11 protein-coding genes are annotated in these 13,174 nt (G+C 74.3%); 6 read left to right on the forward strand and 5 right to left on the reverse strand.

The features are described 5' to 3' along the window. Window positions 1–216 precede the first annotated feature (216 nt). The 4 genes from ACFYT4_RS14875 to ACFYT4_RS14890 all read left to right on the forward strand — a co-directional run bounded on the left by ACFYT4_RS14875 (window position 217) and on the right by ACFYT4_RS14890 (window position 4,758). Window positions 217–1,641, forward strand: coding sequence for a hypothetical protein (locus ACFYT4_RS14875; RefSeq protein ID WP_389268290.1), 1,425 nt, complete (start codon window positions 217–219; stop codon window positions 1,639–1,641). A gap of 107 nt (window positions 1,642–1,748) precedes the next feature. Then, window positions 1,749–2,906, forward strand: coding sequence for a cysteine desulfurase-like protein (locus tag ACFYT4_RS14880; protein ID WP_389268292.1), 1,158 nt, complete (start codon window positions 1,749–1,751; stop codon window positions 2,904–2,906). Window positions 2,907–2,987: 81 nt separating this feature from the next. Beyond that, window positions 2,988–4,028 carry a guanitoxin biosynthesis L-enduracididine beta-hydroxylase GntD gene (gene gntD / locus ACFYT4_RS14885; protein WP_389268385.1) on the forward strand — a complete coding sequence of 347 codons (1,041 nt, stop codon included), beginning with the start codon at window positions 2,988–2,990 and terminating at the stop codon, window positions 4,026–4,028. A 226-nt stretch (window positions 4,029–4,254) separates the two neighbouring features. Continuing rightward, the gene (locus ACFYT4_RS14890; protein WP_389268294.1) at window positions 4,255–4,758 is read left to right on the forward strand and encodes a helix-turn-helix domain-containing protein; all 504 of its coding nucleotides are present in this window, start codon (window positions 4,255–4,257) and stop codon (window positions 4,756–4,758) included. A 49-nt stretch (window positions 4,759–4,807) separates the two neighbouring features. On the opposite strand, the gene ACFYT4_RS14895 is transcribed toward ACFYT4_RS14890, so the two are convergent. The 4 genes from ACFYT4_RS14895 to ACFYT4_RS14910 form a co-directional block, all read right to left on the reverse strand. Next, window positions 4,808–5,404, reverse strand: a complete 597-nt coding sequence (locus tag ACFYT4_RS14895) for a ClpP family protease (protein WP_389268295.1) — start codon at window positions 5,402–5,404, stop codon at window positions 4,808–4,810. 1 nt (window position 5,405) lies between these two features. Continuing rightward, window positions 5,406–6,092, reverse strand: a complete 687-nt coding sequence (locus ACFYT4_RS14900) for a ClpP family protease (RefSeq protein ID WP_389268297.1) — start codon at window positions 6,090–6,092, stop codon at window positions 5,406–5,408. A 664-nt stretch (window positions 6,093–6,756) separates the two neighbouring features. Next, on the reverse strand, window positions 6,757–7,020 hold the full coding sequence (locus ACFYT4_RS14905; protein WP_389268299.1) for a UBP-type zinc finger domain-containing protein: 264 nt from the start codon (window positions 7,018–7,020) through the stop codon (window positions 6,757–6,759). Further along, entirely contained in the window at window positions 7,017–7,247 is a 231-nt protein-coding gene (locus tag ACFYT4_RS14910) for a hypothetical protein (RefSeq protein ID WP_389268301.1), read from the reverse strand. The genes ACFYT4_RS14905 and ACFYT4_RS14910 overlap by 4 nt, the downstream gene beginning before the upstream one ends. Window positions 7,248–7,720: 473 nt before the next feature. Here ACFYT4_RS14910 and ACFYT4_RS14915 point away from each other — a divergent pair, with 473 nt between their 5' ends. After that, a complete protein-coding gene (locus ACFYT4_RS14915; protein WP_389268303.1) occupies window positions 7,721–7,924 on the forward strand; it encodes a helix-turn-helix domain-containing protein in 204 nt (67 codons plus the stop codon). 949 nt (window positions 7,925–8,873) lie between these two features. Continuing rightward, window positions 8,874–11,684 (forward strand): hypothetical protein, encoded by a 2,811-nt coding sequence (locus ACFYT4_RS14920; protein WP_389268305.1) that lies wholly within the window; start codon window positions 8,874–8,876, stop codon window positions 11,682–11,684. Window positions 11,685–12,030: 346 nt separating this feature from the next. Here the strand turns inward: ACFYT4_RS14920 and ACFYT4_RS14925 are convergent, their stop codons facing one another. After that, window positions 12,031–13,164, reverse strand: a complete 1,134-nt coding sequence (locus ACFYT4_RS14925; protein WP_389268307.1) for a class II histone deacetylase — start codon at window positions 13,162–13,164, stop codon at window positions 12,031–12,033. Window positions 13,165–13,174: the final 10 nt, after the last annotated feature.

Consider the following 13,174-nt stretch of genomic DNA (forward strand, 5'->3'; position numbering starts at 1 on the left):
CCACTCGCCCGGATATTCTCCGTCGTCCCGCCGCCGGGATAACGAGCAGTTTCACTGCATGGAACACCGACGTCGGCGCGGTTCTTCTGCTCCCCGCCCTGTTCCGCGCAACGAAACTCCTCGTGGACATCGCATCCGGGAGGAAATACGTTCGGCCGCGTTCCCCTCACACCGCTTGTTTCCGGTGTCACTCGGCCGGGAGAAGGGACAGGTGCCATGTCCGGTGCGAGCACGGTCGGCGGCACTCCGCCCCCCGGACGGCCCGGCGCCACGGAGCCGGCCGGGCGGCTGGAGGCGGCGATCAGGCGGCGCTTCGCGGGCCGCCGCTGTGTGGTGTTCAGCACCGCGGCCTCCCATATCGCCCCGGTGATCGCGGCCCTGACCGAGGCGGGGGCCGACGGCGTGTTCGCCGCCACCGCCGACCGGGCGGCCGACGGCGTGTTCGGCCCCGGAGTGACCCCGCACCGCGTACCGGTCACCGCCGCCACCCGGGACGGGCTGGCGGCGTCCTTCACCCGGGCGCTCGCCGAACCGTCCCCCGGGCTGCTCGCGGCACTCGACCGCTTCGACCCCGACCGGCGCGCACTCGTCCTCGACACCCGGGACCTGCCGGGGGAGCGGCTGGCCGGCCGGCCGCGCTACGGCCGCCGGCGCGCCACCTGGGCCGCCGCCGAGGACAAGACCCGGGTGGAACGGGTCTGGCGGGCGGCCGGGATCCCGTGCCCGCCCTCCCTGGTCCTGCCGCCCCGGGCGGATGTGCTGCTGCCCGCGGCCGCCCGGCTCGACGCGGGCGGGGGCACGGTGTGGGCGGCCGACACCCGGAGCGGAATCCATACGGCGGCCGAGGGCACACGGTGGGTCCGCGGCGAGGCCGACGGCCGGCGGAACCTGCCCTTCTTCGCCGAACGCTGCTCCCGGGTCCGGGTCATGCCCTTCGTCGAAGGGCTGCCGTGCTCGGTCCACGGCCTGGTGATGACGCGGGGAACCGTCGTCCTGCGCCCGCTGGAACTGGTCGTCCTGCGGGACGCGGACCACCGCTTCGTCTTCGCCGGCACCTCCACCCACTGGGACCCACCCCCCGGGGCGGCCCGGCACATCAGGGAGACGGCCCGCGCGGTGGGCGAGGGCCTGCGGCGCGTGTGCCGCTACCGCGGCGGCTTCACCCTCGACGGCGTACTGTCCCCCGAGGGGTTCGTACCGACCGAGGTCAACGCGCGCCTCGGCTCGGGGCTCAATCTCGGCACCAGCCGGCCCGATCTGCCGCTGGACCTGCTCAACCGCCTGATACGGGAGGGCGACGACGCCTCGCTCGCACCGCGGGAGCTGGAGTCCGAGATGCTGGACGCCCTCGACACCGTACGCGGCGCGAACGTGAAGATCCTCCTGGCGCAACACCCCCCGCACTACGGCTCCGTCGCCCTGCTGTGGAGCGACGGCCGATGGCGGCGGTGCGCCGGGGACCGGCCCGCCACGGCCGTGCTGTCCACCGAACGCTCCGGCATCGGGGACGTCATGCGCCTGCGCCTCGCCCCGGACGCCCTGCGCGGCCACCCCGTCTCGGACCGGGCCGTCGCCGCCTTCCGGCTCGGCCGGGACGCCCTGGGCGTACCCGTACCGGAACTCACGGCGCCGCACTGGTGACCGGGCCCTCGCGCCGAGCACACCCCCTCAGTCCACCCCAGCAGCGACGGGAGCCCGCCATGCACACGCGGTCGGATGCCGGGCCACTCACGCCGGAGCCCTCACCGGTGCCCGGACTGCGCCACCGGTTCCCGGGCGCGCGCGGCCCCTGGGCACGGCTGGACGGGGCCGCCGGCTCCCAGGCCCTCGACCAGGTGATCCGGGCCGTCTCCGACTATCTCTCCAGCGGGACGAACGCCAACACCGAGGGCTTCTTCGAGGCGAGCGTCTCGACCGACGCGCTCGTCGCCAGGACCCGGGGACTGCTCGGCGCCCTGCTGGGGGCCGATCCCTCGGGATTCGTCTTCGGCGCCAACATGACCTCGCTGGCCGCCGCCTTCGCCCGGTCCCTCGCCCGGCAGCTCGGGGAGGGAGCCGAGATCGTGTGCACCCGGCTCGACCACGACGCCAACGTGGCCCCGTGGCTGGCGATCGCGCGGGAGACCGGCGCCCGTGTGGTGTTCGCCGACTTCGACCCGGCCTCGGGACGCCTCCCGGCGGCGAACGTCACCGCCCTGCTGAACAGCCGTACGCGCCTGGTGGCGTTCACGGGAGCCTCCAACGCCCTGGGCACCATCCCCGACGTCGCCGCGATCACCGCCGCGGCACACCGGGCGGGTGCCCTGGCGCTGGTGGACGCCGTGCACCTGGTGCCCCACCGCCCCGTGGACATCGGTGCGCTGGGCTGCGACGTCGTGTTCACCTCGGCGCACAAGTGGTACGGGCCGCACGCGGGAATCCTCTGGGCGCGGCCCGAACTACTGGCCGAACTGTATCCGTACCAGGTCCGCCCGGCGTCCGACGAGGTTCCCCACCGATGGCAGACCGGAACACTGCCGCTGGAGTCGATCGCCGGGGTCGCGGCGGCGGCCGAGTTTCTGCTGGAGACCGGTATGCGGTGTCTGGAGGAGCGGGAGCAGGCCCTCTTCGCGCCTCTGCTGGAGGGGCTCACCGGGATGCCCCACATCACCGTGCACGGTCCGCGGGATCTCACCGACCGCACCCCGACCGTCTCCTTCAGCGTGGCGGGCCGCCATCCGGACACGGTCGCCAGGGAGCTGGCGGCCCGGCAGATCGCGGTGTGGAGCGGCAGCTTCTACGCCCATGAGGCCATGGCGGCCCTCGGACTCGACAGCACGGGAGGAGCCGTCCGGGCCGGCATCTCCTGCTACACGGAGCCCGACGACGTCCAACGCCTGCTGAGCGCCGTGTCCGCCCTGCGCTGAGCCGCCCGGCCCCCGCACCGCCCGCCCCGAACCCGGCGCCCGCCACCGCGCCCGCCCCAGAAGCCGGAAAAGGTGACCACGATGCTGATGACCCTGCGGCTGGAACCACAGGAAAGGGAGACGGTCACCGGCCTGCTGACCGACATCCAGGAGACCTACACCGCACCGGACGCCCCGGCGTTCCTCGGTGACGCCGCCCTGATCGCCCACGATCTCCCGCGCCGGCTGCGCGCCGCCCTGCACACCTTCCGGAGTCCGGAGCCGACCGCCCCGCGGGCCCCGCGAACCCGTGCCGCGGTCCTGCTCGTCGCCGGGAACGACGTCGACGAAGAGGGCATCGGCCCCACTCCGCCCCACTGGCGGGACACGAGCCCGACCGGCGCGGCACGGCGCGCCGAGTTCCTGCTCGTGCTGTACGGCTCGCTGCTCGGGGAGGTCTACGGCTGGGCCACCCAGCAGGACGGCCGGCTGGTGCACGACATCCTGCCCATCGCCGGCCAGGAGGACGCCCAGCTCGGCTCCGGCAGCCGGGCGCCGCTGATGTGGCACACCGAGGAGGCGTTCCATCCCCACCGCGCCGACTACGTGGGACTGCTCTGCATGCGCAACCCCGACCGGGTGGGCACCACCGTGGGCGCCGTCGACCCGGCCGAACTCACCGCGGGCGACATCGAATGCGGCTTCGAACCCCGCTTCTACATCAGGCCCGACACCTCCCATCTGCCCGAGCAGAACAGGCCCTCGGCGGGGGACCGGGCGCGGTCCTTCGACCGTATCCGGCGGATGGACAGCGCGCCGGAGCCGATCCCCATCCTGTTCGGCGACCCGGCGGACCCCTTCCTGCGCATCGACCCCGCGTACATGTACACCGCTCCGGGCGACGACCGGGCGGGGGACACCCTGGAACGCGTGATGTCCTCCATCGAGAAGAGCCTGCTGGACGTGCGGCTGGAGCCGGGCACCTGCTGCTTCATCGACAACTACCGGGCGGTGCACGGGCGTGCCCGCTTCCAGGCGCGCTACGACGGCACCGACCGCTGGCTGAAGCGGGTGAGCGTCACCCGTGATCTGCGCAGGTCGGCGGGTGAGCGCGCCGGCCCGGGCGGACGGCTGATCGCCTGACTCCCGAGCCGTCGGTCACCCGGCCCCCGAGCCGTCGGTCACCCGGCCCCCGATGCGCCGGGACGGGCCGACGGCGCGCCACCCCGCGCCGAAGCCGGTGAGGCACGGGCCCACGGCGTGCCCCGCCCCGGCCGCACCCCCACCTTCACCCGTTCGCGCGGCGGTTTCGCCGGTGGCGCAACGCGGGAGGGCTGCCCGCCGGGCCGATCCCTCCTACGCTGAGGCGGTGAGCAGCCATGTGCCGAACCGCCTCCGTGTCCTTCGCCCGCACCCGGCCGAGGCGGTGCGCGACGCGCCGCGGACCGGCGGCGGTCCACGGCCCGCCGCGCCGGAGGCGGGGTTCCCCGCGCCCGGGCCGCCGGCCGGCGAACCCCTGTGGAGACATGTCGTCGGCGGTGTACTGCGGCGCGAACGGCTCGCCCAGGAGCGGACACTCAAGGACGTCGCGGACGAGGCCCGGATCTCGATGCCCTATCTCTCCGAGATCGAGCGGGGCCTCAAGGAGGCGTCGTCCGAGGTCCTCGCGGCCGCCGCCCGCGCGCTCGGGCTGCGGCTGGCCGACCTCCTCACCCTCGCCCAGGACGATCTGTCCCGGGCCGCCGCGCGCCGGACCGTCCGGACCGGGGGCGAGCTGATCCGCGGAGGCCGGTCCGGGTTCCTCCCGCCGACCGCCGGCGCCAGGGAACCGGGATCCGGCCGGCACCGCGGAGAGGTCCTCCTCGCGGCGTGACCGGGCCGCCCCGGGGCCCGCGGGCCCCGGCAAGATCCATCAGAAGCGCCTAACGGCCCCGCTCGGTCAGCACCTCGTCCACGAGTCCGTACGCCACCGCCTCGCGCGCGGTGAACACCCTGTCCCGGTCCATGTCCGCCCGCAGCGTCCCGACGTCGTGGGAGGTGTGCCGGGACAGCACCTCCTCGACCTGGGAACGGATCCGGAGCATCTCCTTGGCCTCCAGACTGAGATCCGAGACCGTCCCCTGCCGGCCGCGGTTCGCGGGCTGCCCCAGCAGCACCCGTGAGTGCTCCAGGACGAACCGCCGTCCCGGGGCGCCGCCCGCCAGCAGTACGGCGGCGGTCGAGGCCGCCTGGCCCACGCAGAATGTCGAGACGGGCGCGCGGATGAAGCTCATCGTGTCGTAGATCGCCATCAGCGAGGTGAAGGAGCCGCCCGGGGAGTTGATGTAGATCGCCAGCTCCGTGTCCGGGCCGGCGGACTCCAGATGGAGCAGCTGCGCGATGACGACATTGGCGACGCCGTCGTCGATCTCGGTGCCGACGAAGATGATCCGCTCGGAGAGCAGACTGCTGTAGATGTCGAACGCCCGCTCGCCGCGCGGGCTGCGGTCGACGACCGTGGGAATCGTGTACTGGCTCATGTCACAGCCCCGCCCTGCGCCGGGTGCCCGACACCGGCCGGACGTCGTCGAACGAGGTCACGACATGGTCGACCATGCCGTACTCCCGTGCCTGCGCGGCCGTGAACCAGCGGTCGCGGTCGCTGTCCCGGGAGATCGTCTCCTCGCTGTGGCCGGTGTGTTCGGCGGTGATCCGCTCGACGGCCTTCTTGGTGAATTCGAGGTTTTCGGCCTGGATGGCGATATCGGCGGCGGTCCCGCCGATGCCCGCCGACGGCTGGTGCATCATGATCCGCGCGTTCGGCAGGGCGTAACGCTTTCCCGCCGTCCCGACGGTGAGCAGGAACTGCCCCATGCTGCCCGCGAATCCCATGGCGAGGGTCGACACGTCGTTGGGGATCAGCCGCATGGTGTCGTAGATCGCCAGCCCCGCCGTGACCGACCCGCCGGGGCTGTTGATGTAGAGGCTGATGTCGCTCTTCGGCTCCTCGGCGGAGAGCAGCAGGAGTTGGGCGCAGACCCGGTTCGCGGAGACCTCGTCCACCTGGGTGCCGAGGACGATGATCCGCTGGAGCAGCAGACGCGAGGCCAGGTGGTCGTCGAAAGGCGTCGGGGCCGTGTCGCCCTCGGCGGCCCGTGGCGCGAAGCCGGGCTCCGGACCGGCGGACGGCCCCCGCGCGGTGCTCGTGGTGATGGCGGTGACGGACATGGGCGCCTCCTGTCGGGACGCGGCGCCGGTCGCCGCGCTCCACCCCACCTTCGGCGCGCGCCGCGTGCCGCGTCAGCGTTCTCGGCCCGTGGCAGATCTGCTGAGGGCGAAGCCGTCGGTCGGCTTGCCGGAGCGCCCTCCCGCGCGTGTGCGCCTGCGCGGCGGGGGCGAGTTCCCGTGCGAGGCGGCCGGTGACGGTCGTGACCTGCTCGCCGTTGCCGAAGACGAGCCACCAGGTGTCCTCACGGGCCCGCCTTGGAGTGCCGCAGCGGATCCGTGCTCCGTCCGCTGTGCGGGGACGGCGGTGAGCCCGCCCGGGCCCGGCAGCGGGGTCCTGGACCGGGAGGCGGGGCTGCGGCCGGTGAGGAAGCAGCCTCCGCACTGGGTTCCGCCGAGGGCCTCCGCACCACCCCCCTGCCGGGACTGCGGTTGCCCCGAAGGGCGTCCCGCAGGTGTTCTACGAGCCGTCCGTGTTCCTCCGCCCGGCACCGGGATCCGGGAACCGACCCTGCGTGGCGCACCGCGCCCGGACGAGGGGCCGCTCGTCCGGCGGCCCCACCGTACGTGGCCGTCTCCTCGACCTGTCCGGGCGCCGGCCGGAGGAAGGCACCGTACCGGTGGGGCCCCGGGAAGCCTGTGCGGTGGTTCGCCGCGGAGTCGGTCGTCAGACGATGGCCTCGTGGACGTAACACCAGCGCCAGTCCTCTCCCGGCTCGAAGGACTGCGCGATGGGGTGTCCGGAGTCGCCGGCGTGGCCGCGGGCGTGCTTGAGCGGCGAGGAGTCGCAGCAGCCCACGTGGCCGCAGGTCAGGCACAGTCTCAGATGCACCCAGGGCGAGTTCAGCCGCAGGCACTCCTCGCAGCCGTCGGGGGTACGCGGTGTCACGGGCCGCACCATCGACAGATGCGGGTCGGGTTCCATGCTCATGGTGTCCTCTTCCGGTTGGCCGCGGGCGGGTCCCCGGCGGATCCCGGTGCCTCTCGTCGCCGGCCGGCGACGGCCCGCTCCGCCCAGGGGTGCGGTTCGGCCGCCGGGGCCGCGCCCGCGGTACGGGCGGTCTCCTCGCCGTGGTCCACCACGACGAGCGTCGGCACGGCCGTCCCCCGGAATCGCCGGACGAGCCCCGGGTGACCGGCCGACGTCGACCTTGACACGTTTCATTCTCCCCGCGATCTCACGGGCGCGCTGTTCCCGTACGCGGCCGACCCGGCGGCAGGGCCCGCACCGGATGGCCCACAGGCCGACCGCGGGTTCACCGCCCTCCCACGCGACGATCACCGAGTCGGTGGTGCCTCCATCGATTCCGACTGCCCTGCCCATGAGGAACTCCTTCGTCCGCTGCCGCCGACCGCGGCTCGCGGATACGCCTGCGCGGAATGCCGGCCCGGATCGGACGGGACGGCCGCACGCCCGCCGCCGCGCGCCCGTGCGGACCGGTGGCGGGGCCCGCCCTCGTACTCCCGTGGGACCGGGGTGGACTCACGGTCCCGTCACTGGACTGTGGTACGGGACGGAGCACCGGCGCCTGCCCCCGGCAGGCCCACCCGCGCGACCCCGCTTCGCCCTGCGGGCACGGAGGACCGGTGCCCGGTGCGATGGACTACGACGACGCCCAGGCACCGCGCTGGTGCTCACCCTCACCCGGTACGTCGACAACGGCGGCAAGCACGACGAGACGGCCCGCGCCCTCGCCGTCCACCGCAGCACCCTGCGCCACCGGCGGCAGCGCATCCGCAAGGCGGGCGACCGGGAGCCGGGCGACGTGGACAGCCGTCTCGATCTCCAGGCGGCGACCCGGACCTGGAGGGTCAGCGGTTTCGGTCACCACTGAACGGAACGTTTCCAGCCAAAGCCCTCCCGTGTGGCCGAATTGAGTGCCATGCTGAGCGGGCGGTGCTCCTCCGTCTCTCCCCCGTGGCGGGGGAGCACCCTTCCCGCCCCCTTGCCGCTCGCCGCCGCCGGGGGTGGGCCGTCGCCGACCCTCCCGGCTCCCCACGGGAGGGCCGACGCCCGTGCCGCGGACCGGCCGGTACGGCCATCGGAGCCGCGGGCGTTCACCATGAACCGCCGGCCCCGACCGGAGGGCACTGGCGTGCCGGGCACGGCGACCCGGCTCACCGGTGGCGAGGCCCATGTGCCCCCGGTGGGGCCGACGCTCCTGCCGGCGGTCGCACCCGGACCGGTAACCCTTCACCCTGCGGTGCCGTCACCGCCCGGAACGCCGACACGGTCGCCGGACCCGGCGACCGGCCTGTCAGCGGCGGCCGCCCGATCCGGGTAACGCCCGATCCGCATCCCCGCCGGGGCACACGCACCCTCGCCCTCGGCGGACGGCATCCGGTGATCGCGTTCCACGCGTCCGAGCCGTGGACGAGCGGCGCCCCCGTCCTGTCCCGGGCGGCGGACGGTGAGCCGGCCACGGAGTCGGCGCACCGGGCGGGAAGCCGTCGGCGGGCATCGCGTGACGGCCGTGACCGCGGCCCCGGGCACCCGGGCGGCCCGACGCCCGGCAGGCGCAGGGCGTGGTACCGCCACGTCGCGACCACCCGTGGGGCGTGGCCCCGTGCGCCAGGGTCCCGGCGTGCGGCACGCCCCGCCGCCCGGTCCGCCGAAGGGCTCCGCACGGCCGTCATCGGCACAACTCCTCCCGTATGCCGACGAGTTGACGATTCCTGTCCGTCCGGCGAGGCAACCGACGGACAGCGGACTCCGTCCTCCCGGGAGCGGGGCCGACGGGGTTCCCGGGGCGCCCGTGCACGAACGACGACAGGAGGACCACCTTGTTCCGTGTTTCGCGCATGGTGACCGCCGCCGCGGCGGTACTCGCGCTGGCCGTGGGGATGCCGGGGGCGGCGCACGCGCAGCCGTCGCCCGATCCCCGGCCGTCCCCACCGGACCACCGTTCGTCCACGGGGGTGACGGACCACGACGGCCGCCTCCCCGAGGGCTGGCGGCTCACCGGCACCGGCGCCGGGCGGCAACTCGTCTGGACCTCGGCCGACCGGGTGCCCGTCGGTGACGCCCGCGTCGAGTTCCACAGCGGGGACCGGCTCCTCGGGCGGCCGGTGCCCGGGCAGGACGGCCGTACCTTCCGGCTGACGCTCGACGGAGCCGGCATCGGTCCGGCGGACGAGCTCAAGGTGCTCGCCGCAGGCCGCCGTCTCGACGCAGCCGGGACCGCCCGGACCCCAGAAGCCCGGCGGCCCGCCGCGCCGGTACCGCCCGCGGCGGCGCTCCCGGCGAACCCGGTCGACCCCGGAGTCCCCGGCAGGCACCGTACGGTCAGCGGGGAGTACGACCTCGCGCCGGTACGGCTGCCCGGCTTCCCCGCCCCGGTGGAGATGCGGGCCGTGGTGGTGGCGCCGGCGGATGCCCGGGGGGCCCGGCCGGTGGCGCTCTTCCTGCACGGCCGCCACTCCACCTGCTTCAACGACCGGGGCGACACGACAGGGCGGTGGCCCTGCGGGGCCGGAATGCGTCCGGTGCCGAGCCATCGGGGCTATCTGCACGACCAGAAACTGCTGGCCTCCCAGGGCTATGTGACGGTGTCCGTCTCGGCCAACGGCATCAACGGGCAGGACTACAGGGCGGACGACGGCGGCGCCCAGGCCCGCTCGTCCCTGATACGCCGGCACCTCGCCCACTGGGCGAGGTGGGCCACCGACCGGGACAGCGCACCGGCCGCCGTACGCAAGGCTCCGCGGCCGGATCTGTCCCGGGTGCTCCTGGTCGGCCACTCCCGGGGCGGGGAGGGCGCCAACCGGGCCGTCCTCGACAGCCTCAGCAGACCGCCCGCCGCCGAGGACGGCTACCAGGGGCCGGTGCGCTGGAACATCCGCGGCACCGTTCTGACCGGCCCCACGATCTTCGGTCACAACCCGGCCCCCGATGTGCCGTCCATGACCATCCTGCCGGGCTGCGACGGTGATGTGTCCGACCTCCAGGGCCAGATCTACGCCGACGGCACCCGCGGCGTCAGCCGCGGCACCGCCCTGCACAGCTCGGTGTACATGGTCGGCGCCAACCACAACTTCTTCAACAGCGAGTGGACACCGGGTCAGGCCGAGGCACCGGCCGAAGACGACTTCTGGACGGACGAGTCGCCGGACCGGGTGTGCTCACCGGGTACGAGGACGCGGCTGACCGCCACTCAGCAGCAGGCCGCGGGCTCCACCTACATCGCCGCGGCCGCCCGTCTGTTCATCGCGGGCGACGACCGGGTGCGCCCGCTGCTGGACGGTTCGGACCGCCGCGCTCCGTCGGCCGGCCCCGCGCGGGTGCTGACCCACGCCGTGGGCGGCAACCGCACCGCCGCGTTCCTTCCGGACAGCCTCCCCGCCGTGACCGGCGGCAGGCTGTGCACACAGGTGGATCACCGGCCGGCCGCCGCCTGCCTGCCCACCGAGGCGTGGCGGACGCTGTCGCCGCACTTCGTCTCCTGGGGGGTGTCGCCGGAGCCGGGCCGCCACGCCGTCGCGATGAAGTGGTCCACGGCGGGTGCCGCCGCCCGGGTGAGCCCCGCGCGTCCGGTCTCGCTGGCGGGCGCCGAGGCGCTGGCCCTGCGGGTGATCGTGCCGCCCAACACCAGCGGCACCCGGCTGGACATCACCCTCACCGACACCTCGGGCCGCCGGGCGCGTCTCGGCCGCGCCCTTGTCGACGGTCTGCCGGGTACCGATCGGACCACCTCGCACTGGGCGCGCGAGATCCGCGTGCCCCTGTCCGCCGCCGTCCGCGCGGGGCTGGACCTGAAGAAGATCAAGACCCTGGAGCTGACCCCGCGTACCGCGTCCGGGCAGGCCTGGCTGATGGACGCGTGGGGGTGGCGCCCCGGCACCCCGGCCGCGCGCCCGGCCGCCCTGCCGCGCATCGACATCGGCGGCCTGACGGTGAAGGAAGGCGACTCGGGGGTCCGCACCTACCGGGTGCCGGTACGGATCTCCGGGAAGGGCGGCGCCCAGGTCCGGCTGTTCCTCTTCGACCCGAGGACGGGCGAGGCCAGGCCCCGCCTGGTGACGCTGCGTCCGGGGGCCCACACCGTCGACCTTCCGGTGACCGTGCGGGGCAACACCCGCTACGACCAGGACCTCGGGCACTACGTGCTCGTCAAATCGGTCCGGGGCGCGCTCGTCGGCTCGTATCAGGGCGGGGTGCTGGTGGAGAACGACGACCCGATGCCCACGGCCGTCGTGACGCCCGTCGCGGGGAACGTCACCGAGGGACACGCCCTGACCTGGCGGGTGACGCTGTCCGCGATCGCCGACTCCCCCGTCGCGCCCGTCGGGTTCTCCGTCCTTCCGGCCGCCGGCGGCGCCGAGCTGTCCACGCTGGACGTCGACGCGCGGTGGCTTGAGTACAACCTGGGGGCGTCGCCGACCCCGGAACGGCCGCTGTCACAGCTGGACGACCCGTATCTGTGGGCCGAGGTGCCCGCGGGCCGGCCGAGCGTCGATGTGACCGTGCCGACCGTCCGGGACACCGTGAGCGAGCCGGAGGAGTCGATACGGCTGCAAGTGATCGAGCACGGCGACGGTACCGGGGAGCCGCGGCCGGGAAAGGTGTTCACCGGCAGGGTGCGGGACGTGTCGTAGAACAGGGATGCGGTGGTGTCCCGGGGCCGCGGGCAAGCGGCCCCGGGACACCGGCGGTTCACGGCCGCGCGCACCGGACCGCCGGTGTACCCCGGTGGCGGGGCGGCCGTACGGATTCCGGCAGTGCCGCGGCTGCGGACCCGGCCACCGGCCCCGCACGGTGCGGGAGGCGCGTGCGCGCAGGGCGTACGCCCGCCGCCTCGATGGGCCGGTCGCACGTGCCCATGTCCGCCCGGACCCGTACGCCCGACCGCGTGTCCGGGGGCGCACCCGGGCCGTACGCACACAGGGAAGCACCGGGCCGCCGCCGGTGTCGGGGACCACGGCGGCGGCCCGGTCCCGTTCCTCAGGAGCGGCTGTCGGTCGGTGCCCGCTCCGGCAGCGCGAGCTGCAGACGCTCGGCGATGTCCTGCGCCTCGCGCAGGACCGTGTCCTGAGCCGGGGTGAGCGGGTGCTGCGGCGAGTTGGCCCAGGTCACGTCGAAGGGGTCCCCGACACCGGTGTCGTGACCCGACAGGGCCTCCAGGACGGCGAGGCCGCAGAACGGCGTGTACACGGGGGAGTAGCCGCCCTCGTGCGACATGACCAGCCGTCCGGAGCAGATCTCCCGGGCCGCCTGGACGAGTTGCTCGGTCATGGAGCGGTATCCGGCCGAGGTGACGGTCATCCGGCCGAGGGGGTCGGCCGCGCTGGCGTCGAAACCGCTGGCGACCATGATGAGTTCGGGGGCGAAGCGGTGGAGGGCGGGGACGACCACGCGCCGGACGGCTTCGGTGTAGGCGTCGTTGCCGCAGCCCGCGGGCAGGGGGATGTTGAGCGCGGTACCGGCCTTGCCGTGGTCGTCCATCGCGCCCGTGTCCTGGGGGAACAGCCGTTCCTGGTGGATCGAGACCGTCAGGACGTCGGCGTCGTCGTCGAAGACCGACTGGGTGCCGTTGCCGTGGTGCACGTCGTAGTCGACGACCGCCACCCGCCGGATCCCGTGGTGGGCGCGGGCCCATTCGACGGCGATGGAGATGTTCGAGAACAGGCAGTAGCCCATGCCGTGGTCACGGACGGCGTGGTGGCCCGGCGGGCGTACCAGGGCGTACGCGTTCTCGGCCCGGCCGGTGAGGACGGCCTCCGTCGCGGCGATGGTGCCGCCCGCGGACAGGAGCGCGATCTCGTACGCCCCCGCCCCGAACGGCGACATACCGTCGCCCGCGTCGCCCCCGCCGGAGGCGCTGGCGGTCTTGATCCGATCCAGGTACGCGGGGGTGTGGACCCGCAGGACGTCGGCCTCGGTCGCGGGGCGCGCGGGGACGCGGACCAGGTGGTCCAGCATTCCGGAGACCTCGACCAGACCCGCGAACCGGGTCTTGCTCTCCGGGCTCTCGAAGTTGGCGAAGGGCTGGAGAGGGCCGCCCGCGGGCAGCAGCCCGGCGCCGGTGCCGGTGTCGTGCCATGCGTACTGCTCGTGCCATACATAACCGGTGGACATGGTGTTTCTC

This window comes from Streptomyces sp. NPDC004609 (genome assembly GCF_042873655.1).
In the GTDB taxonomy this organism is placed as follows: Bacteria; Actinomycetota; Actinomycetes; order Streptomycetales; family Streptomycetaceae; genus Streptomyces.